This is a genomic window from Halomonas sp. H10-59 (genome assembly GCF_040070555.1).
Lineage (GTDB): Bacteria > Pseudomonadota > Gammaproteobacteria > Pseudomonadales > Halomonadaceae > Halomonas > Halomonas litopenaei.
Genome location: NZ_CP098828.1, coordinates 3,251,339 through 3,270,532, shown reverse-complemented (window position 1 = coordinate 3,270,532; position 19,194 = coordinate 3,251,339). Strand labels below are relative to the sequence as shown.

The 19,194-nt window shown below is 61.4% G+C and carries 15 protein-coding genes and 2 tRNA genes; 10 read left to right on the top strand and 7 right to left on the bottom strand.

Annotated features, from left to right (window positions below):
• Window positions 1-11: 11 nt before the first annotated feature.
• On the top strand, window positions 12-701 hold the full coding sequence (locus NFG57_RS14300) for a hypothetical protein (protein ID WP_108449038.1): 690 nt from the start codon (window positions 12-14) through the stop codon (window positions 699-701).
• Window positions 702-808: 107 nt separating this feature from the next.
• Window positions 809-1,144 carry a zinc ribbon domain-containing protein YjdM gene (locus NFG57_RS14295; protein WP_348814591.1) on the top strand — a complete coding sequence of 112 codons (336 nt, stop codon included), beginning with the start codon at window positions 809-811 and terminating at the stop codon, window positions 1,142-1,144.
• A gap of 103 nt (window positions 1,145-1,247) precedes the next feature.
• Here the strand turns inward: NFG57_RS14295 and NFG57_RS14290 are convergent, their stop codons facing one another.
• The 3 genes from NFG57_RS14290 to NFG57_RS14280 all read right to left on the bottom strand — a co-directional run bounded on the left by NFG57_RS14290 (window position 1,248) and on the right by NFG57_RS14280 (window position 7,387).
• Window positions 1,248-2,732, bottom strand: coding sequence for a YfcC family protein (locus NFG57_RS14290; protein ID WP_222568565.1), 1,485 nt, complete (start codon window positions 2,730-2,732; stop codon window positions 1,248-1,250).
• 461 nt (window positions 2,733-3,193) lie between these two features.
• Window positions 3,194-4,954: a POTRA domain-containing protein gene (locus NFG57_RS14285; protein ID WP_124804185.1), complete on the bottom strand. Its 1,761-nt coding sequence runs from the start codon at window positions 4,952-4,954 to the stop codon at window positions 3,194-3,196.
• A 153-nt stretch (window positions 4,955-5,107) separates the two neighbouring features.
• Window positions 5,108-7,387 (bottom strand): collagen-like triple helix repeat-containing protein, encoded by a 2,280-nt coding sequence (locus NFG57_RS14280; protein WP_348814590.1) that lies wholly within the window; start codon window positions 7,385-7,387, stop codon window positions 5,108-5,110.
• 378 nt (window positions 7,388-7,765) lie between these two features.
• Here NFG57_RS14280 and NFG57_RS14275 point away from each other — a divergent pair, with 378 nt between their 5' ends.
• Window positions 7,766-8,302: a hypothetical protein gene (locus tag NFG57_RS14275; RefSeq protein ID WP_315900885.1), complete on the top strand. Its 537-nt coding sequence runs from the start codon at window positions 7,766-7,768 to the stop codon at window positions 8,300-8,302.
• Window positions 8,303-8,964: 662 nt separating this feature from the next.
• Here NFG57_RS14275 and NFG57_RS14270 read toward each other — a convergent pair.
• The gene (locus tag NFG57_RS14270) at window positions 8,965-9,555 is read right to left on the bottom strand and encodes a helix-turn-helix transcriptional regulator (protein WP_162816469.1); all 591 of its coding nucleotides are present in this window, start codon (window positions 9,553-9,555) and stop codon (window positions 8,965-8,967) included.
• A gap of 103 nt (window positions 9,556-9,658) precedes the next feature.
• Entirely contained in the window at window positions 9,659-10,411 is a 753-nt protein-coding gene (locus tag NFG57_RS14265; protein ID WP_222517156.1) for an SDR family NAD(P)-dependent oxidoreductase, read from the bottom strand.
• 166 nt (window positions 10,412-10,577) lie between these two features.
• Here NFG57_RS14265 and gltX point away from each other — a divergent pair, with 166 nt between their 5' ends.
• The 3 genes from gltX to NFG57_RS14250 all read left to right on the top strand — a co-directional run bounded on the left by gltX (window position 10,578) and on the right by NFG57_RS14250 (window position 12,565).
• Window positions 10,578-12,065 (top strand): glutamate--tRNA ligase, encoded by a 1,488-nt coding sequence (gltX, locus tag NFG57_RS14260; RefSeq protein WP_045992955.1) that lies wholly within the window; start codon window positions 10,578-10,580, stop codon window positions 12,063-12,065.
• Between the two features lie 331 nt (window positions 12,066-12,396).
• Window positions 12,397-12,472, top strand: a tRNA-Ala gene (locus NFG57_RS14255).
• A gap of 17 nt (window positions 12,473-12,489) precedes the next feature.
• Window positions 12,490-12,565, top strand: a tRNA-Glu gene (locus NFG57_RS14250).
• 511 nt (window positions 12,566-13,076) lie between these two features.
• Here the strand turns inward: NFG57_RS14250 and NFG57_RS14245 are convergent.
• Both NFG57_RS14245 and gltA read right to left on the bottom strand, forming a co-directional pair.
• Window positions 13,077-13,973 carry an NAD(P)-dependent oxidoreductase gene (locus tag NFG57_RS14245; RefSeq protein ID WP_348814589.1) on the bottom strand — a complete coding sequence of 299 codons (897 nt, stop codon included), beginning with the start codon at window positions 13,971-13,973 and terminating at the stop codon, window positions 13,077-13,079.
• A gap of 216 nt (window positions 13,974-14,189) precedes the next feature.
• Entirely contained in the window at window positions 14,190-15,476 is a 1,287-nt protein-coding gene (gene gltA / locus NFG57_RS14240; protein WP_222517158.1) for a citrate synthase, read from the bottom strand.
• A gap of 477 nt (window positions 15,477-15,953) precedes the next feature.
• On the opposite strand from gltA, the gene sdhC reads away from it, so the two are divergent.
• From sdhC to NFG57_RS14220, 4 genes are read left to right on the top strand one after another with little or no spacing between them, the layout of a single operon-like run.
• The gene (gene sdhC / locus NFG57_RS14235) at window positions 15,954-16,331 is read left to right on the top strand and encodes a succinate dehydrogenase, cytochrome b556 subunit (RefSeq protein ID WP_045992952.1); all 378 of its coding nucleotides are present in this window, start codon (window positions 15,954-15,956) and stop codon (window positions 16,329-16,331) included.
• A complete protein-coding gene (sdhD, locus tag NFG57_RS14230) occupies window positions 16,325-16,672 on the top strand; it encodes a succinate dehydrogenase, hydrophobic membrane anchor protein (protein WP_045992951.1) in 348 nt (115 codons plus the stop codon). The genes sdhC and sdhD overlap by 7 nt, the downstream gene beginning before the upstream one ends.
• A 3-nt stretch (window positions 16,673-16,675) precedes the next feature.
• Complete coding sequence (gene sdhA, locus NFG57_RS14225; protein ID WP_045992950.1) at window positions 16,676-18,448, top strand: succinate dehydrogenase flavoprotein subunit; 1,773 nt, start codon at window positions 16,676-16,678, stop codon at window positions 18,446-18,448.
• Window positions 18,449-18,460: 12 nt separating this feature from the next.
• Window positions 18,461-19,171 carry a succinate dehydrogenase iron-sulfur subunit gene (locus NFG57_RS14220; protein ID WP_045992949.1) on the top strand — a complete coding sequence of 237 codons (711 nt, stop codon included), beginning with the start codon at window positions 18,461-18,463 and terminating at the stop codon, window positions 19,169-19,171.
• Window positions 19,172-19,194: the final 23 nt, after the last annotated feature.

Sequence of the window (19,194 nt, the reverse complement as noted above, 5' to 3'; positions counted from 1 at the left end):
GGATGACGCCCATGTACGAATGGATTTCTGCCCACAAGGACGTATTGCAGACGCTGGCCAGCGTAGGCTCCTTCATGATCTGGCTGATCTACGCGCAGCTTCTGTACTTTGGCTTTCGCCGCCAGCGTCGACCCCGGCTGATCATCAATCGCGGCAAGCGAAAGAATCTGGATGCGCTGTGTGTGATCAGCAACATGAGCGCCGAACCCATCTACTTGCAACATATCATGATGACGCTGGAGACCTCGGAAGGGGACTGGACGCTGGATGTCAGTGACCACGAGGCGGATCTTGACGATGATGAAGACCAGCAGGAAGCGGGCCACAACGCCAGTCATTGTACCCACCAGGGTCCGCTGGACAGCGGTGGCTTCGTTCATATCGGTTCGTTCAATGCCTTGAAGGAACGTATCACCACCATCGCCGACATCGACGAGTCACGGGATGGGCTGGTATTCAAGGCCGTCTGTGTACGGGTGATCGGCACCTACTGTTCGGAGAACCTGCCGATCGGTGCCGAGCGGCGTTTCGTGTTTCACCAGAGCGAGGATTCCTGCACCCTGGTGCCCGAGACCTGGGATACTCTGCAGTTCAGTACTCGCCGCCAGCGGCGGGCCCTGAAGGCCGATATCAAGCGTATCCATGAGCGCCAGGCCCAAGGCGAGGGCGAAAAGGCGGAAAAGGAAGATAAGGAGGAATAGGGAGCAATAGGAAGACAGCGCCTGACAAGGCTCTCCTTCCATTGGACGACTGGCAATCCGGCGGGGGGCAGAGTACCGTCTTCGCTTTTCCCACCTGCGAGAGTGTCATGAGCGACCTGCCCCCCTGTCCCGCCTGTGAGTCCCCATACGGCTACGAGGATGGCCATTCCCTGGTCTGTCCCGAGTGCGGCCACGAATGGTCGTTGAACGCCGAGCCCGATGAGAGCGGTGACGAGGTGCGTGACGCCCACGGCAATGTGCTGAGCGACGGCGACAGCGTCACCGTGATCAAGGATCTGAAGGTCAAGGGCTCTTCCTCGGTGGTCAAGGTCGGCACCAAGGTGAAGAACATCCGCCTGGTCGATGGTGACCACGACATCGACTGCAAGATCGATGGCATCGGTGCCATGAAGCTCAAGTCGATGTACGTCAAGAAGGCCTGAATGCGGCCCTTGAGGCGTCATGCAAGGGCAAACGCCAGCGCTTGGAAAGCGCTGGCGTTTTTTTATGCTCGACTTGCGTTGGTTGCCCTGACGCGACCTGTGCTCAGGTGAGGCTGGCGCCCACGAACAATGTCACGGTGGTGACTCCCAGGGTCATCAGGATATAAGGCAGTGCCCACTTGACGAAGCGCTCGTAGGGTATCTTGGCAAGCGCCAGTCCGGCGACCAGATGGGCGGCGGTGGGAGCGAACATGTTGATCCAGCCGCTGGCGGACTGGAAGGCGGTGACCACCAGTTCGCGATCCACGCCCGAGAAGTCGGCCAGTGGCGCCATCAGCGGCATGGACACCGTGGCCAGCCCCGAAGTCGATGGGATGAAGAAGCTCAGCACGATGTGGACCACGTAGGCCACCACCACGAACAGTCCCGAGGACAGGCCGGCTACCGCGCCTTCGGCCCAATTGAGGATGGTGTCGATGATCACGCCGTTGTCCATCACCACATAGATGCCGCGTGCCACGGCCACCACCAGGGCCACGCCGATCAGGTCCTTGGCACCATCGAGGAAGGTCTCGATGAAGTCGGATTCGGACTGTCGATTGATCAGGGCGATCAGGATGGCAGCGCTCAGGAACAGGGTGGAGAGTTCATCGAACCACCACCACAGGGTCGGAAAAGCCGTGATGCCCATGTCTTCCCAGGGCACGACGCCGTAGACCATGATCCCGAAGGTCATGAAAAACACCGTCATGGTCAGCTTGTGGCGCAGGGTAAACGCCTGGGTCGAGGCGGCATCCTTGGCCTGAGGGGCGGCCGCCAGATGCAGGTCCGCCAGCACCGAGCGCTGCGGGTCGCGCTTGATCCGCGCGGCGTAGCGCATCACGAACCAGATAGCCAGCGACACCAGGATCACGAACTGCACCAGCCGGAGGGTGATACCGGCGCCGATCGGCAGGCCGGCGAAGCCCGAGGCGATGCCGGTGGCGAAGGGGTTGACGGTGGAGGCCAGCACACCGGTGCCGGAGCCGAGCAGGATGATGCCTGCGGCCACCATGCGGTCGTAGCCGGCGGCGGTGATCACCGGCAGGATGATGGCCCAGAAGGCGACCGTTTCCTCGGCCATGCCGTAGGTGGACCCACCGAGGGCAAACAGCACCATCAGTACGGGAATCAGGTACTGCTCGCGCCCGCCAAAGCGCTCGACCACCGCGCCGATCCCGGCATCTAGGGCGCCCGAGCGCATCGTCACCGCCAGGAAGCCGCCGATGACCAGCACGAACAGGGCAACGTCCACGGCCTTGTGGAATCCCTGGATCGGTGCCACCAGCACATCCAAAGGCCCCTGGGGAGAGCTTTCCAGCACCTGGTAGGTGCCGGGAATCGGCAACAGGCGGCCGTCACCCTGATAGTCGAGCACGTCGCTGGCAGCAATGACCTGATCGCTGCCTTCCACATGGTAGTCGTACTTGCCGGCGGGCATGACCCAGGTCAGCACCGCCACCAGCGCGGTGATCACAAAGAGCAGGGTATAGACCGTGGGCATGCGCAGGCCGGAGCGCCGTTTGGAGGAGGTCGCTTGCGTTTCCATCTCGGTTTCCTCGTTTCAGAAGGTCATGGTGTAGGCTCTTTTGTTGTCGGTGTGATCAGGGACAGACGGCCCTTGTGTGACCGCCTGTCTTCGAGTCTACGGGCCTCGACAGTCTGTCGGGACTTGGGTCGGCACAATGCTTGATCCGCTGCAAGGACGGCGACGATGCGGCGAGATGAGAGGTAAATTTGCTGGCCTGGCTCAAGAAACGAGACGACCCCAATGTTTCACCGCACGCGGTCTCGCTCCACGACGAGACACGCGCAGGGTTGTCGTGTGCAGGGCAATAGGAAGTGGCGCTGGGGTCGGCTGACAGGGCGGTTGAAAGGGCGGCTGGAAGGACGGCCGGGAGGCCGACTGAGCGAGTGGCCGACCCTGCCGTAAATGAGGGCCTTGGGTCGGGTGATATGGCCAGGGGCCCGGTGTGGCGGCCCCTGGCGAGTTCACCCATAGCCCAGAGATCAGCCTTCGAAGTTCCAGGTCAGGCGGGCGTTGATGCGACCCTCGCGGCTATCGGTCTCGAGGTCACGATCGCCGATGGGCTCGGCGTACTCCAGGGTGAGGCCGTACAGACGTCCTTTGCCCAGACTGACGCCGGCCGCCGCCGAGGCCAGGTGGCTATCCGCGTCGCGCTCCTGAAACTCGGTGCGGGCACCATCCAGCACCAGGTAGGGCTCGACGCGCGAAAGCCAGGCGCTATTCACAGGCTGCAGATAGCGTAGTTCCAGCGCCCCGGCGAAACCGTAGTCGCCCTCAGCTTGGCCGGCGTCATAGCCGCGACCGAAGCGTTGGCCACCGTAGTTGCCGCGCTCGGGTTCCGGCAGCGCATCGTCGGAGTAGAAACCGTTGGCGCTGGCGGTAAGGCGCCAGTGATCGCCATACAGGCGTCTGTACTGGGCGTCCAGCTGCCAGCGGGTGAAGTGTAGATCTCCGTTGTCGGCAAGCGGTGTACCGTTGAGCCGGCGCTGCTGCTCGTTGGCCCCCAGATCCATGCCCTGGCGCAGGGCCAGCGAGGCCAGCCAGAACTGACGTCCACGCTGGGTGCGATAGTTCAGGTCCAGATCGGCGGCCGAATACTCGGATTCCTCGACCAGTTGGTTGAGAGTCTGTTCCTCGAAGCTGAGTGATGTGGTCTTGGTCTCGTCGTGGTGACGCAAGGCGCCGCCCAGGGTCAGGCTCGAGGAACGTGACAGCAGCAAGGGGTAGGACAGCCCCAGGCGATAGCGTCTGCGGTCGGTATCCTGATCCTGGCGCAGATCGAAGCGCTGTCCGTCGAGCAGGTAGATCAGATTCTCCTCGTCCTCACCGTCATAGCTGTCGGCGGAGGCGGTCAGGGTCAGGCCGTCGTTGCCGATATCGGTACGATAGTCCAACGCGTAGAGCTCGTTGTCGTTGTCGATGGGCCACAGCCAGGAGAAGCCCAGGCTGTCGCCCCAGGTAGTCAGGCTCTGGGTCGAGACCCTGTTGATGAAGACGGCGTCCTGCTCATCGCCGCCGCTGAGGTTGCCCGAATAGTCAAAATGATCGATACGACGTTCTTCGACACGCAGGGTAGTGGCGCCGCTGGGGGTGCGCGGCACCGGTGCCTTCAAGGTCAGGCTGGCACCGGGAATTCGCTCGATCAGCCCGCTGACACGCTCAAAGGTGCTGCGCGTCAGAGGGCGTTCTTCCAGCAATGGCTGGACCAGTTTCTCCACCCGGCCCGCCACGGGGTCATCGTCCACCACGATCTCGGTACGGGCGATATGCCCCTCCACCAGTACGATGCGCACGTTGCCGTCACGAAAGTTGTTGGTTGGCAGGTAGGCGAAGGACAGCGGATAGCCGCCATCCTGGTAGGCGTCGGTGATCGCCTGGACTTCGGCCTCGATGGCCTCTCGGCTCACACTCTGCCCGATCATGGCCTGAAGTCCCTGACTCAGTTCGGCCAGATCCAGCACGCTGTCGCCGATGAAGCGCACGTGACGCACGGTGACGCGGGCAGGGATGCCGGCGCTGGCGTCGCTGGGCAGGTCAACCTCGGTTTCCACGCTGCGCTGTTGTGGCGCCAGCCGGCGATTTTCGATGATGTCGTCGACGGTCTCCAGCGTCTGCTGGGCCTGGAGGGGGGACACGGCCAGCAGGCTGCCGGCGGCCATCACTAGTGGAAGGGGACTGTATCGCGAACGTGGCGGGGTAGGCGGCTTGGTGTAGGGCGTTGGTTGCGGCGTAGTGCTTGGCATAGGCTTCCTTGTCGATCCCTGGTAGAGGCCCCTCAAGGGGGCTCGAATATTGTTATGAACAGCGTCTGGACTGGTGTTGGGTTTGACCTCAAGAAAAGGCCCGATACCCGCGGGGGTATCGGGCCTGCGTCTGGCATGGCTGGTCAGGCGAGATCAGTTTCTGCCCAGCAGTCCTCCCAGAACGTTGCTGACCAGGCCGTCATTGCTGCTGGAGTCGTTACTGCTGCCGTCCTGGCTGCTACCCATGTCACCGGTAAGCTTCTCGGTCACGCCACCGACGGCGTCCAGGGTGCCGCCGACCAGGCCACCGCCGCTGTCGCTGTCGCCACCGCCGAGGGTGCTGGTCAGGGTGTCGGAGACGCCAGAGACCAGGCCGCCGCCACTGTCGCCACCGAGGGTGTCGCCAAGCCCTGCGGTCAAGCCGCTGCCGCCGCCCAGCGTATCGTTGAGTCCGGCGATGAGGTTGCTGTCACCACCAAGCTGGTCGCCAAGCCCTGCCTCGAGTCCGCCCCCGAGGCCGCCTTGCTGGCTTCCTCCGAGGTCCGAGAGCAGAGCCCCTTGGCCCAGCAGTCCGGCAGATTCCAGTTGACTGAGTCCCTGACCATCGAGGCGTGAAAGCAGTCGAGCCTCATCACCGCCCAGCAGTCTGCCGGTGTTGGCGGCGATGCCTCCGACACCACTGACAGCACCACCCACGCCAGCGGCGAGGTCATTGCCCTGGCCCAGGCGGCCACCCAGTCCATCTACCGCTACGCCGGCCTGGATCAGCACGTTGCCTACCTCGGGGCCGACCACCAGGGCCTGGCTGAGCTGGGTAACGCCGCTATCCGTCTGGATGACAACGGGGCGCAATACCGCCGACACTTCGCGGGTCAGGCCACCAAGGTGCGAGCCATCGTCGTTGAAGTTCAGGGTCAGCACGTTACCGGCCTGGGTCACGCCGCCACCAAGGGCCGCGACGCTGCTGCCGAGCTGGGTGATGGCGCCGCTGCGGTTGTCGAGCTGCATGACCAGGGGGAGCTGGTTCAGGTTGCCGACGGTGGCGCCGAGGCTGGATACCACCTCTCCGGTTTCGGAGACCGCTACACCGCCGTCGGCCAAGGTGGTTCCCACAGCGTTGGGGTTATTCGAGAAGTTGCCCAGACCATTGTCGAGTCCGTTGCTGAGCCCGGATACGGCTTGGCCGCCATTGCTGATGACATTGCCCAGCCCGTCGGTGACGAACTCTCCACGTCCTCCCAGACTTTGTTGCGAAATGCCATCGCCCAGGGCGGTGACCGCGTCTCCAGCACCGGCGCCGGTCTGTCCTGCGCTGGCGACGGTGCGCTCCAGGTCGGTGCGGCCGTCTTCAGGCGCGCTGGTATCGCCATCGAGCAGTCCGCCGAGGCCGCCGCCTGAGCCATTGTCGCCTTCACCCCCGCCGAGCAGCTCGCCGGTCGCGATGACGATATTACCGCTGCCGGTCACGCTATCGCCGGCGCCGCCAAGCAGAGAGTAGCGTTCACCGATACGCTGACCGAGGTCGGCCAGGGTGCCACCGGTGCGTAGCAGCAGGTTGCCGGCCTGGGCCGGCAACACCAGCGCTTGACCGACGCGTGTGACCTTGCCGTCGGTGCCCAGCAGCACAGGACGAAGGGCAACACCAAGCTTGGTAGTGGTGGCCCCGAGCACCTCGCTGGAATCCTCGAAATTAACGCTGAGTGCGTCGCCTGCGCGCTCCACCTTGCCGCCGAGCCCATTGACGGTGGTACCGAGCTTGGTCACCAGTCCTGTTCGGGCGTCGAGTTCCATCACTACGGGCAGTTCGCCCAGGCCGGCAACGGTGTCTCCTGTCGCCGAAACTGCCTGTCCAAGCTCGCCGACACCGTTGGTCACGCCTGCGGCGGTGGTGCCCAGATAGTTGTCATTGGTACTGAGGCTGCCGACACCATCGCGTATGCCGCTCGAGATGTCGCCGACCGCATCGCCCGTTTCGGAGACGATCGTACCTGCAGGTTCGGTGACGCTGGCCAATTGAGGGACGGCGCTCTGCTGGGAGATGCCGTTCCCGATGTCAGTAAGCGTGGTGTCTACACCGTCGCTGGTATCGGCTGTCGCCAGGAATACACCTTCCAGCGATGAGCGGGCAATGCCATCGCCGCCATCGCCGCCGTCGGATCCATCACCATCGCCGCCATCGCCACCGGAGCCATCGCCACCGGAGCCATCACCACCGGAGCCATCACCACCGGAGCCATCGCCACCGGAGCCGCCATCGCCACCTGAGCCGCCATCGCCACCGGCGCCACCGGAGCCATCGTCGCCACCGCTGGTAATCGGGTCCTGGCTGTTACTGGCCAGGGTGCGAGAGTTGCTGGAATCACCAGAGCAGGCGGTCAGGGTCGCCATCGCGCTGGCGAGAGCAATAACGAGTAGTTTTCGTTGCAAAGTCATCGGTTTATACCTCACCTAGTCCGGATGTAATGGTTATCTTGGTGGAAAGGCAATGAAGCCAGTATGGGCTTTCTAAAACTCTTGTAGTTGAATATTTAGCGTAGATGCATCTTTACGCATGATTCCTTTTTATTAGCTTTTTATGGGTTTTAATTGGTGTTTAAGTGTTATCAAACGTAATGAAAGGTGTTATGAAGTGATTGTGCTGAAGGTTGTTTTGAAAAGGGCGGGGCGCTCGGGCGTACACTGAACTAGCACCGTGCTAGGCTCATGTAGCAGCAAGGAGAGGTGATGATGAGCCCTTGGCGTTTTGTAGTAATGTTGGTCGCAGGAGCCTTGGTTGCCGGGGTGCTGGCGGCCTGTGATGGAGATTCAACAGTGAGTCACCCTTCGGAGCCGAGCGGTGAGCGAGACATCGCGTCCGGTTCTGTCGAAAGGGTGACGTCCCGAGCTGATGAACCTGAACCTGAACCGATGACGGTCGCGGCGCTGGACGAGCCGGTGACGGTATCGCTGGATATCCGGCTGGCGTCGGATCGGCGAATGCATGTGGCGGCCACGACCAACTTGCCGGAAGGCACCAGAGTCCAGCTGCGGGTGGTGCGCGAGGCCAGCAATGTGCGTTGGCAGTCACGCACCGAGGTGCGTGAGGGCAGTGTGGCAGCCGGGCCCTACGGTCCCGGTAGCGGGTTGCCCGATGGCTACTATCGTATCGAACTGGTCACCGCTCCTGCTGACGTGCAGCCCGCCGAGGTCAAGGCGCGGATCGGGCCGAGCGGCGAGTACCTTGATGGGCCGCTGGTTGCCACGTCGGAGCATGGACTGGGCAAGATCATCAAGGCTAGCCAGCGGTTTCTGGTAGGGCAGGAAGTGCGACGAACGCTGGACGATGTCGAAGTGCAGCAGAGCCCCTGAATCAACCTTGAAAGCACCTCTTGATAAGTGTCCCTAAGACGCGAACGCAGCAGGAAGTTGTTACAGACCGCCCGTGGAAGTCGCTTTTGGAAATCGTTTTTGGAAATCGTTCCGGAAACGTGTTCTTGAGAAGTGTTCCTGGCAAAGTTCTTGCGAAAAGTTGTTGAGAAGATGTATCTGAAAAGGCTTTGAGAAGTGTTCTCGGAAAACATGCTTGAGAAAAGTTCTTGGGAAGAGTTCTCGGGGCAACGTTCTTGAGAAGAGTTCTTGGAAAAGACTGAGAACAGTTCTGGAGAAGTGTTCCAGAAAAGCGTCCTGGGAGATGGCTGGAAGCGGACGTCATGCGTCGAACGCGCCTGGACGCCATCGCCGACTTATAAGTAAGAGGGATAAACGGCGCCAGGGATAAGAAGCTCAAGAGATAAGAAACGCAAGTGATAAGAAGGGCAGAGGATAAGAAGGGCAAGGCACAGAGAGCGGTGGCGACAAGACTGCCGGGCAGGGCAGAGGCGGCAAGGGACGGTCAGGCCGGAGTGACCGACCTGCCCCGTCGGGCTCGCTCTCGGGGCTTGGGCGCCTGGTTGGATGATCTGGGTAGGCGAGAGATGAAACGTCAGGCCCGGCCGACTGCTTTTGGTTTCATCTCTGCTTTTCGTCTCACCTCAGGTCGCTGACTCGCTACGCCATAGCGCTACCACCTTGGCCTTGAGTCGCATGCCGCTGTGATAAGGCATGGTGGTGGTCTGGCCCTGGCGCTGAAAGGTCAGTTGCCCGTTGTTGTCCTGTGCGACCCGGCGCAGGTACAGGGTATCTTCCTCCGCCACAAGATAGAGTCCCGGCTGCCGGAATATCTCGGTCGGAGCCACGGCGGCCAGATCCAGCGGTCCCAGAAAATCGAAGTGCTCATCCGGCGCTGGCGTCACCAGGTGGCAGTCACCGTCCCAACGCTGCTCCGGGATCAGCTCCAGTGGCAGATCGATCCCCTTGTGGGCGACTTCCTGCCAGGGCAGCGGCAGGGTCGATCTCAGGTAGAGGGGAGATGGTCGGCTCGGTTCTCCTTCCAGCAGGTGTGCCAGGGGGCAGTTAAGGGCCTGTGACAGTGCCACCAGGCGTTCATGCCCGATCTGCTTGATGGTGCCGGACTCCCAGTAGGAAATGGTGACGTCAGAGACCCCGACCTGGCGAGCCAGCGCCGCCTTGTTCAAGCCGGCTGCCAACCTCAAAGATTTGATGCGCGGACCCAGCGCGTCCATGGAACCTTCCTGTCGACACATAAAGAGAATTTAGAATACTCATTCATAAGCACCTCTTGTGCAATATCAGGCGTCAACGATATTCGACGGTTCCTATGCCGCACTACCAGGTGATCGGCTCGTTGGACCAGTCGAAGAAGCCGCCGCTGTCGTCGGGGCCACGCTGCTGCACCATGGTCATCAGTCGGTCGGCGACAAAGTCGGCGGTGAACAGCTTGTGCTCAGGGACTCGGGCCTGAAAGGGGCGTGACAGCAAGCTGTCGGTGGTACCCGGGTGGAAGCTCAGCACGCAGGACCGGGGGTTCAATCGCTTGAGTTCGATGGCAGCGGTTTTCATCAGCATGTTGTGGGCGGCCTTGCTGGCGCGGTAGGCGTACCAGCCGCCCAGGCCGTTATCGCCGATCGAGCCGACCCGTGCCGACAGGCTGACCACGGTGGTGGGATGGGAGCCCTTGAGGTGGGGAAGCAGCGTCTGGAGCATCAAGGCCGGCGTGGCGGCGTTGACCTGAAAAAGGGTCGTCAGGGCGGCTTCGTCGAGGTCCTCCAGGCGTTTCTCGGGCTGAATGTTGCTTGCTTCGTCGTGCAACAGGCCAATGGCGTTGACCACAAGGTGAAGAGGAACGGCTTGGCCAGCAGGGCCGTGAAGGGCTCGACCCAGGTCAGCCCGGCCCTGTGCAGTGGTGACATCGCCTTCGATCGCTTCCAGGCGAGAAGAGGAGGCCTGAAAGGAGGTTCGGCTGACGACGGTCGCCTGCCCCAGCCGTGGGTCGGCGAGCAGTCGATCGACGACGGCGCGACCTATGCCTCCATTGCCGCCGATGACGAGGGCGCGATAGCCGTCGGGAAGTCTGTCCATGTCGCTCTCCTGGCCTGGGTGGGGTGGCAACCTGTTCGAGTCCCGCACGGGGTGACGATTTCAGAGTTTCGCGAATCCCGCCGGGTCCTGCGCAATTGCTTCGTCGGTGCGTATAATGCGCCCACGCCGCCAGCTTGGCTTCAACGACTTCAGGATGCAGGACGTTATGACTGTTCGCACGCGTATCGCCCCGTCGCCCACCGGGGACCCCCACGTAGGAACCGCCTACATTGCCTTGTTCAACCTGTGCTTTGCTCGACAGCATGGGGGAGAGTTCATCCTTCGCATCGAGGACACCGATCGTGTTCGTTCCACCGCCGAGTCGGAGCAGATGATCCTCGATTCGTTGCGCTGGTTGGGGCTCGAATGGGACGAAGGACCCGATGTAGGCGGCCCGCATGGTCCGTATCGTCAGAGCGAGCGAGGAGACATCTATGCCGAGCACGCCCAGCGATTGATCGATGCCGGCCATGCCTTCAAGTGTTACCGCACCAGCGAGGAGCTCGACGAGCTGCGTGAGGCGCGCAAGGCCCAGGGGCTGCACCTGGCGCTGAAACCGGCCGATCTGGCGCTTGATCCCGATGAACAGGCCCGTCGCGAGCAAGAGGGCATGCCCTATGTGGTGCGCATGCAGGTGCCGGAAAGCGGCCCCTGCGTCGTTCAGGACATGCTGCGTGGCGCCATCGAGGTGGACTGGGCCCAGGTGGATGCGCAGATCCTGCTCAAGTCCGACGGCATGCCGACCTATCACCTGGCCAATGTGGTGGACGATCACCTGATGGGGATCACCCACGTGCTGCGTGGCGAGGAGTGGATCAATTCGGCGCCCAAGCACCAGTTGCTGTATGAGTACTTTGGCTGGGACATGCCTGAGCTGTGCCATATGCCGCTGCTGCGCAATCCCGACAAGTCCAAGCTGTCCAAGCGCAAGAACCCTACCTCGATCAACTATTATCGGCGTATGGGATTCCTGCCCCAGGCGGTAACCAACTATCTCGGACGCATGGGCTGGTCCATGCCGGACGAACGAGAGAAGTTCTCCCTCGCCGAGATGATGGAAAACTTCGACATTCAGCGGGTATCGCTGGGTGGCCCGGTGTTCGATCTCGAGAAGCTGACCTGGCTCAACGGTGTCTACCTGCGCGAGGACCTGGACGACCGCGCCTTTCTCCAGGCCTTGATGACCTGGGCCTTCAATGAAGACTATGTGGCGCAGATCCTGCCCCAGGTGCGCACGCGGGTCGATACCTTGTCCGACGTGGCGCCTCTGGCGGGGCACTTCTTCTCCGGGCTGCCCGCCATCAGCGAAGCAAGCTTCGACGGGATCAACCTGGAGCGTGAAGATCTCGTCAAGCTGCTGCAGTTCCTGGTCTGGCGGCTCGAAGGTGTGTCCAGCTGGAACAAGGACGCGCTGCTGGCCGAGATCAAGCTGTTGGGCAGCCACTTCGATCTGAAGATGAAGGTACTGCTGGCACCGGTCTTTATCGCCATCACCGGCTCTTCGTCGAGCACCTCGGTGATGGACGCCATGGCGATTCTTGGCTCCGACATGACCCGCGCCCGCCTGCGTCACGCCATCGGCGTGCTGGGTGGCGTCTCCAAGAAGCAGGCCAAGCGCTTCGAGAAGGAATATCGCGAGTTGCCGGCGGAATAGTGACAAGTGATGGCGGTGGGGGAGAGGCGTTATTGCGAGCCCCCATCGCCATGGCGCTTGATACGTTTAGCTCCCCCGCGCCCGCCTGCGTCACGCCATCGGCGTGCTGGGTGGCGTCTCCAGGAGGCAGGCCAAGCGCTTCGAGAAGGCGCGCCGCGAGCTGACCTGAGAAAAAGCGCGAGCTGCCGGCGGCATGATGAAAAAAATGGGGAGGCCTGCTGGCACCCCATCACCTTGGCATCGCCATGGCCGGGACACCGAAAAATTTTGGCGCTTCCGGGGTTGACCAAATCTTATGATATCCGTAAGATACGTCTCGTCTTCACGAGATGGGGCCTTAGCTCAGCTGGGAGAGCGCGACACTGGCAGTGTCGAGGTCAGCGGTTCGATCCCGCTAGGCTCCACCAATCTCGTTTCAGGCTGCGTCCCATTCGTCTAGTGGTCCAGGACACCGCCCTTTCACGGCGGGAACAGGGGTTCGAACCCCCTATGGGACGCCACTTCCTGTGCGTAGCGTCTGCTCCGCATGGATTCATGCTTTCGCATGAATCGTTGTGAACTCCGTGGTCTCTCCTCTTGTTATCACCATTCGCTTTGTGAGCTCTTCGTGATTTGCACGAAGCCTCAGTTTGCTTGTGGATGGTTTGCAAAAACTGTCTTGTACGGCTTGACAGAACCTTCCTCTTGTCCACCAGTGACGCATTTTTCCCCCGGTCAGCCTCTGCTACGGGGATAACGCCCGTGGTTGCGCGATTTATATTTTTTTCCTTCAAAATCAACGTGTTGCGACAGGTTAAAAATTAACCAATCTAAGTCCAATGCCCAGTTCATGGCGATTCGAGGGCGGTTTCGATAGGTTGTGAACAGGGTTATCCACAGAAAGTGTGGAAAACGCTGGGCGGGGTGTAAGGGGCTTGAGAAGAGAGGGGGATGTTGGCCCATGAGCGCATGCCGGCGCCGCGGGAAGGTCGGGCCAGCAGGAGGGCGCTGGCCCGGCAGGTATGGAAAATGTCAGTCCTTGCTGTCAGACCTTTCGCGCAGGCGTCGCAGCAATGAGGACGTGTCCCAGCGTCCACCTCCCATTGCCTGCACGTCGGCGTAGAACTGGTCCACCAGGGCGGTCACCGGCAGGCGAGCCTCCAGCTGGCGCGCCTGGTTCAGACAGATATCCAGATCCTTGCGCATCCAGTTGACGGCGAAGCCATGCTCGTATTCGTCACGGATCATGGTCGCGTGACGGTTCTCCATCTGCCACGATCCGGCGGCTCCCTGGCTGATGACCTCGACCACCCGCTCCTGGTCGAGACCCGCTTGCTCGGCAAAATGAAGGCCTTCAGCGAGGCCCTGGACAAGGCCTGCGATGCAGATCTGGTTGACCATCTTGGTCAGCTGTCCGGCGCCGACGCCGCCCATCAAGGTCACGGCTCTGCCATAGTGCTCGAGTACCGGCCTTGCCCTGGAGAAGTGCTCCTCCTGGCCGCCGCACATGATGGTCAGGGCGCCGTTCTCTGCTCCTTGCTGGCCGCCGGAGACCGGCGCATCGATGAAGCCCACATCCTGCTTCTGGCAGGCCTGGTCGAGCTCCTCGGCGAGGCTCGAGGAGGCGGTGGTATGGTCCACCAGGATGGCGCCCTGGGAGAGCGTCGACAGTACCCCGTCGGGCCCGGTGGTGACCTCGCGAACGTCGTCGTCATTGCCCACGCACACCAGTACCAGATCGGCGCCGCTGGCGGCCTCGGCGGGTGTCGCATGATGGCTGCCGTCGAAGCGCTCGCACCACTGCTCGGCCTTGCTTTGGGTGCGATTGTAGACGCGTACCGTCAGTCCGGCTTCGGCGAGATGTCCTGCCATGGGAAAACCCATCACGCCAAGGCCGATAAAGGCGACGGTGGAGATGTCTCGACTCATGAAAGCGCTCCTTTGTTATTTCGCTAGAGGGGGTCAGCATAGCGCCGGTAGGCGTGTCCGTTCATCCGTTGGGCAAAAAAGTTGAGCAAAAAAAAGGGCCGCCCCGGAGGGCGGCCCTTTTCATGGCAATGCGACGCGGGATGTTGCGTCTTCTGGCGTGACGGCGATTGCCTTGCATGGGGCAGCGGGCGTCACGCGAATTGCCTGGTTGGCGAATTACTTGGACGGGTAGTCGCGCTTGGGATGCCCGGTGTAGAGCTGGCGCGGACGACCGATCTTGTAGCTTTCGCTGATCATCTCGTTCCAGTGCGAGATCCAGCCGATGGTACGGGATACCGCGAAGATGACCGTGAACATGTTGGTCGGGATGCCCATCGCCTTGAGGATGATGCCGGAATAGAAGTCGACATTCGGGTAGAGCTTGCGCTCGACGAAGTACTCGTCTTCCAGGGCGATCTGCTCCAGGCGCTTGGCGATCTTGAGTTGCGGATCGTCGGCCTTGCCCAGTTCTTCCAGGACCTCGTCGCAGGTCTCCTTCATGACCTTGGCGCGCGGGTCGAAGTTGCGATAGACGCGGTGACCGAAGCCCATCAGCTTGAACGGGTCATCCTTGTCCTTGGCCTTGTCGATGAAGCGCTGGATGTTCTCTTCGGAGTCGTCGCCGATCTCGTCGAGCATGTTGAGCACTGCTTCGTTGGCGCCACCGTGGGCTGGACCCCACAGGGCCGCGATGCCGGCGCTGATGCAGGCAAACGGGTTGGCGCCGGTGGAGCCTGCCAGGCGCACCGTGGAGGTGGAGGCGTTCTGCTCGTGGTCCGCGTGCAGCATGAAGATGCGGTCCATGGCCTTGGCGTAGACCGGGTTGATCTCGTAGGGCTCGCACGGGTTGCTGAACATCATGTAGAGGAAGTTCTCTGCATAGTTCAGGTCGTTGCGCGGGTAGTTGAAAGGCTGGCCGATGTTGTACTTGTAGGACATGGCCGCGATGGTCGGCATCTTGGCGATCAGGCGAATGGCGCTGATCTCGCGGTCCTGCGCCTGGGTGATGTCCAGGTGGTCATGGTAGAAGGCTGCCAGGCCGCCGATCACGCCGCACATGATCGACATCGGGTGGGCGTCGCGGCGAAAGCCCTTGAAGAAGTTGGCGATCTGCTCGTGGACCATGGTGTGGTTGCGCACCCGGTGCTCGAAGTCCTTGTACTGCTCTTCGTCTGGCAGTTCACCGAACAGCAGGGTGTAGCAGAGCTCGACGAAGTTGGAATGCTTGGCCAGTTGCTCGATCGGGTAGCCGCGATGCAGCAGCACGCCGTTGGCGCCATCGATGTAGGTGATGCCGGATTCGCAGGAAGAGGTGGCCAGGAAGCCGGGGTCGAAGGTAAAGAGGCCTTCCGCTCCGAGTCCGCGCACGTCAACGACGTCGGGGCCGAGGGTGCCTGAATGGACGGGAAGTTCGACAGGTTTCTCCAGACCATCCACCGTCAGGGTCGCTTTTCTCTCAGCCATGTCAGGCCTCCTTCGTGTTCGATATGGAGCGATACGTTGTCATTTCTCACTAACGTGCCGACGAATAGGGGGTCGCCCGGCAAAAAAGGTTCGCCCACTATAGAAGCGTTCAGGATATTGTCAATTCTCCCATTGAACGCTTGCTGTTGTACTATGCTCATTTAGCAGTATAGATGTTGTACAGGTTATGATGCTTTGCATCATAGGCTGTCCTTTTGCAGTGCAGCAACTTGACGAAGTCGCATTTTTATGCAGCTTTGCCGCATTTTCCGACGAAGCGTTCGCCAAATTGCATGGTCATGCCATTTGTCATGGTGGGGGCATGTCCCTATAATTCAGGCCGCGACTGGCAGGAACAGGAGGTCGTGTCCAACTTGTCGCAGGTTGGGTCACGACAGCGCCCTTCCCAAAACCACCGCCCGCTCGGGCCTCTGGCCCGTATGTCGTAGAGTGGGCCAAGAGAGTGTGTAGAGAGCCGTGAATAGCAAACGACCCGTAAATCTGGATCTATCCACGATCCACTTCCCCCTTCCCGCCTTGACGTCGATTACCCACCGGGTCACTGGCGTCATTCTCTTCGTCGGTCTGATCTTCGGCTTCTGGGCGCTGGACGCCTCGTTGTCCTCGCCGGCCGGTTTCGACGCCGTACGTGATGCGCTGGCGCACAACTTCTTCGCCAAGCTGGTGGCCTGGGGACTGTTGTCCGCTCTGGCCTTCCACTTCGTCGCCGGCTGCAAGCACTTCATTATGGACGCCAACATCGGCGTGTCATTGGAAGGTGCGGTGAAAAAGGCGCAGATCACCATCGTGGCGAGCGTTGTCCTGATCATTCTGGCGGGAGTCTGGGTATGGTAACCAACATCACGAGCTTCAGCCGCAGCGGCCTGTCCGACTGGATCATCCAGCGCGCCAGTGCGGTTGTCATGGCGCTCTACACGGTCTTTCTGGTGGTCTATCTGCTGGCTCATCCGCAGCTCGACTATGCCACCTGGAGCGGTCTGTTCGAGCAGACCTGGATGCGAATCTTCTCGTTGCTGGCCTTCGTCTCGCTGGCCGCCCATGCCTGGGTGGGCCTGTGGACCGTGACCACCGACTACATCAAGCCGACCGCCATTCGTGTCGGCACCCAGTCCGTCATCATCATTGCCATCTTCGTGTTCCTGGTCTGGGGCATCCAAGTGCTGTGGGGAGCCTGATACATGTCAACCATGCGTAGTTTGACCTTTGACGCCATCATCATCGGTGGCGGTGGTGCCGGCCTTCGTGCGGCGCTGGAGCTGGCCAAGTCCGGCAAGAAGACCGCGGTGCTGTCCAAGGTCTTCCCGACGCGTTCGCACACCGTGTCCGCCCAGGGCGGCATTACCTGTGCCATCGCTTCCTCCGACCCCAACGACGACTGGCGCTGGCACATGTACGACACCGTCAAGGGCGGTGACTACATCACCGACCAGGACGCTGCGGAATACATGTGTTCCGAGGGGCCGAAGGCGGTGTTCGAACTCGAGCACATGGGCCTGCCGTTTTCCCGTTTCGACAATGGGCGGATCTATCAGCGCCCGTTCGGCGGTCAGTCCAAGAACTTTGGCGAAGGCGGCCAGGCGGCCCGTACCTGCGCCGCGGCCGACCGTACCGGACACGCTCTGCTGCACACGCTGTACCAGAACAATCTGAAAAATAACACCACCTTTCTCAATGAATGGTACGCCGTCGACCTGGTGAAGAACGCCAACGGTGACGTGGTCGGCTGTATCGCCATGGATATCGAGACCGGTGAAGTGGTGCACGTAAAGTCCAAGGCTACCGTGCTGGCCACCGGCGGTTCCGGTCGCATCTATGCCTCCACCACCAATGCCCTGATCAACACCGGTGACGGTATCGGCATGGCGCTGCGTGCCGGTGTGCCGATGCAGGACATGGAAATGTGGCAGTTCCACCCGACCGGTATCCACGGTGCCGGTGTGCTGGTGACAGAAGGTTGTCGCGGTGAAGGCGGCTACCTGGTCAACAAGGACGGTGAGCGCTTCATGGAGCGTTATGCGCCGAACGCCAAGGACCTCGCCGGCCGCGATGTGGTTGCGCGCTCCATGGTCATGGAAATCCTCGAAGGTCGTGGTTGCGGCGAAGACGGCGATCACGTCTTCCTCAAGCTCGACCACCTGGGCGAGGAGGTGCTGTCCAAGCGTCTGCCGGGCATCGTCGAGCTGGCCAAGACCTTCGCCCACGTGGATCCGGCCAAGGAGCCGATCCCGGTGGTGCCGACCTGCCACTACATGATGGGTGGTATCGCCACCAACGTGCATGGTCAGGCGATTGCCCAGGATGCCGACGGCAACGACCAGATCATCAATGGTCTCTACGCCTGTGGCGAGGCAGCTTGTGTCTCCGTGCACGGTGCCAACCGCCTGGGCGGCAACTCGCTGCTGGATCTGGTGGTGTTCGGGCGTGCCGCCGGCATGTACATCGAGAGCGCGCTCAATGAAGGCATCGAGTACCTGGATGCCCGCGAGTCCGACATCGAGACCGCGATGAAGCGCATCACTCGCTGGAACGAGTCCGAAGGCGGCGAGAGCGTGCCTGAGCTCAAGCGCGAGCTGCAGAGCATCATGCAGAACTCCTTCGGCGTGTTCCGCGAAGAGAAGAACATGGTCGAGGGCGTCGAGAAGCTGGCCGAACTGCGTGGACGGATCGCCAACGCCCATCTGGCCGACAAGTCCCATGCGTTCAACACTGCCCGGGTCGAGGCGCTCGAGCTCGACAACCTGATGGAAGTGGCCGAGGCCACCGCCATCGCGGCACTGGAGCGCAAGGAGAGTCGCGGTGCGCACTCCCGCTACGACTATCCGGATCGTGACGACGCCAACTGGCTGAAGCACTCCATGTTCTTCCCCGGCGAGAAGCGGGTCGGCCAGCGCGATGTCAATTTCGCGCCGAAGACCGTCGACAAGTTCGAGCCGAAAATCCGTACCTATTAAGGGGGAGTCAACATGTCCAAGCTTCAGGTATCCCTGTACCGCTACAACCCGGAAACCGACTCCGCGCCTTATATGCAGGAGTTCGAGGTCGACACCCAGGGTCGCGACCTGATGGTGCTGAACCTGCTTGAGATGATCAAGGAGGACGACAGCTCCGTGGCCTTCCGTCGCAGCTGTCGCGAAGGCGTCTGTGGTAGTGACGGCATGAACATGAACGGCAAGAACGGCCTGGCTTGCATCACCCCGCTGTCCGAGGTGGTCAAGAACAACAAGCTGGTACTGCGTCCCTTGCCCGGTCTGCCGGTCATTCGTGACCTGGTGGTCGACATGGCGCTGTTCTACAAGCAGTACGAAAAGATCCAGCCGTACCTGCAGAACGACACGCCGGCGCCGGCCATCGAGCGCCTGCAGTCTCCGGAAGAGCGCGACAAGCTCGACGGTCTGTATGAGTGCATTCTATGCGCCTGCTGTTCGACCTCGTGCCCGTCGTTCTGGTGGAATCCGGAGAAGTTCGTCGGTCCCGCCGGCCTGCTGCAGTCCTATCGCTTCCTCGCGGATTCCCGCGATACGGCGACCCAGGAGCGTCTGTCGGAGCTGGAGGATCCGTTCTCCGTATTCCGTTGCCGCGGCATCATGAACTGCGTGGCGGTCTGTCCCAAGGGGCTTAACCCGACTCGGGCGATCGGCAAGATCCGTGAGATGTTGCTGGCGAATGCCACTTAAATCGTGGCGCCGGGCTTGTTATC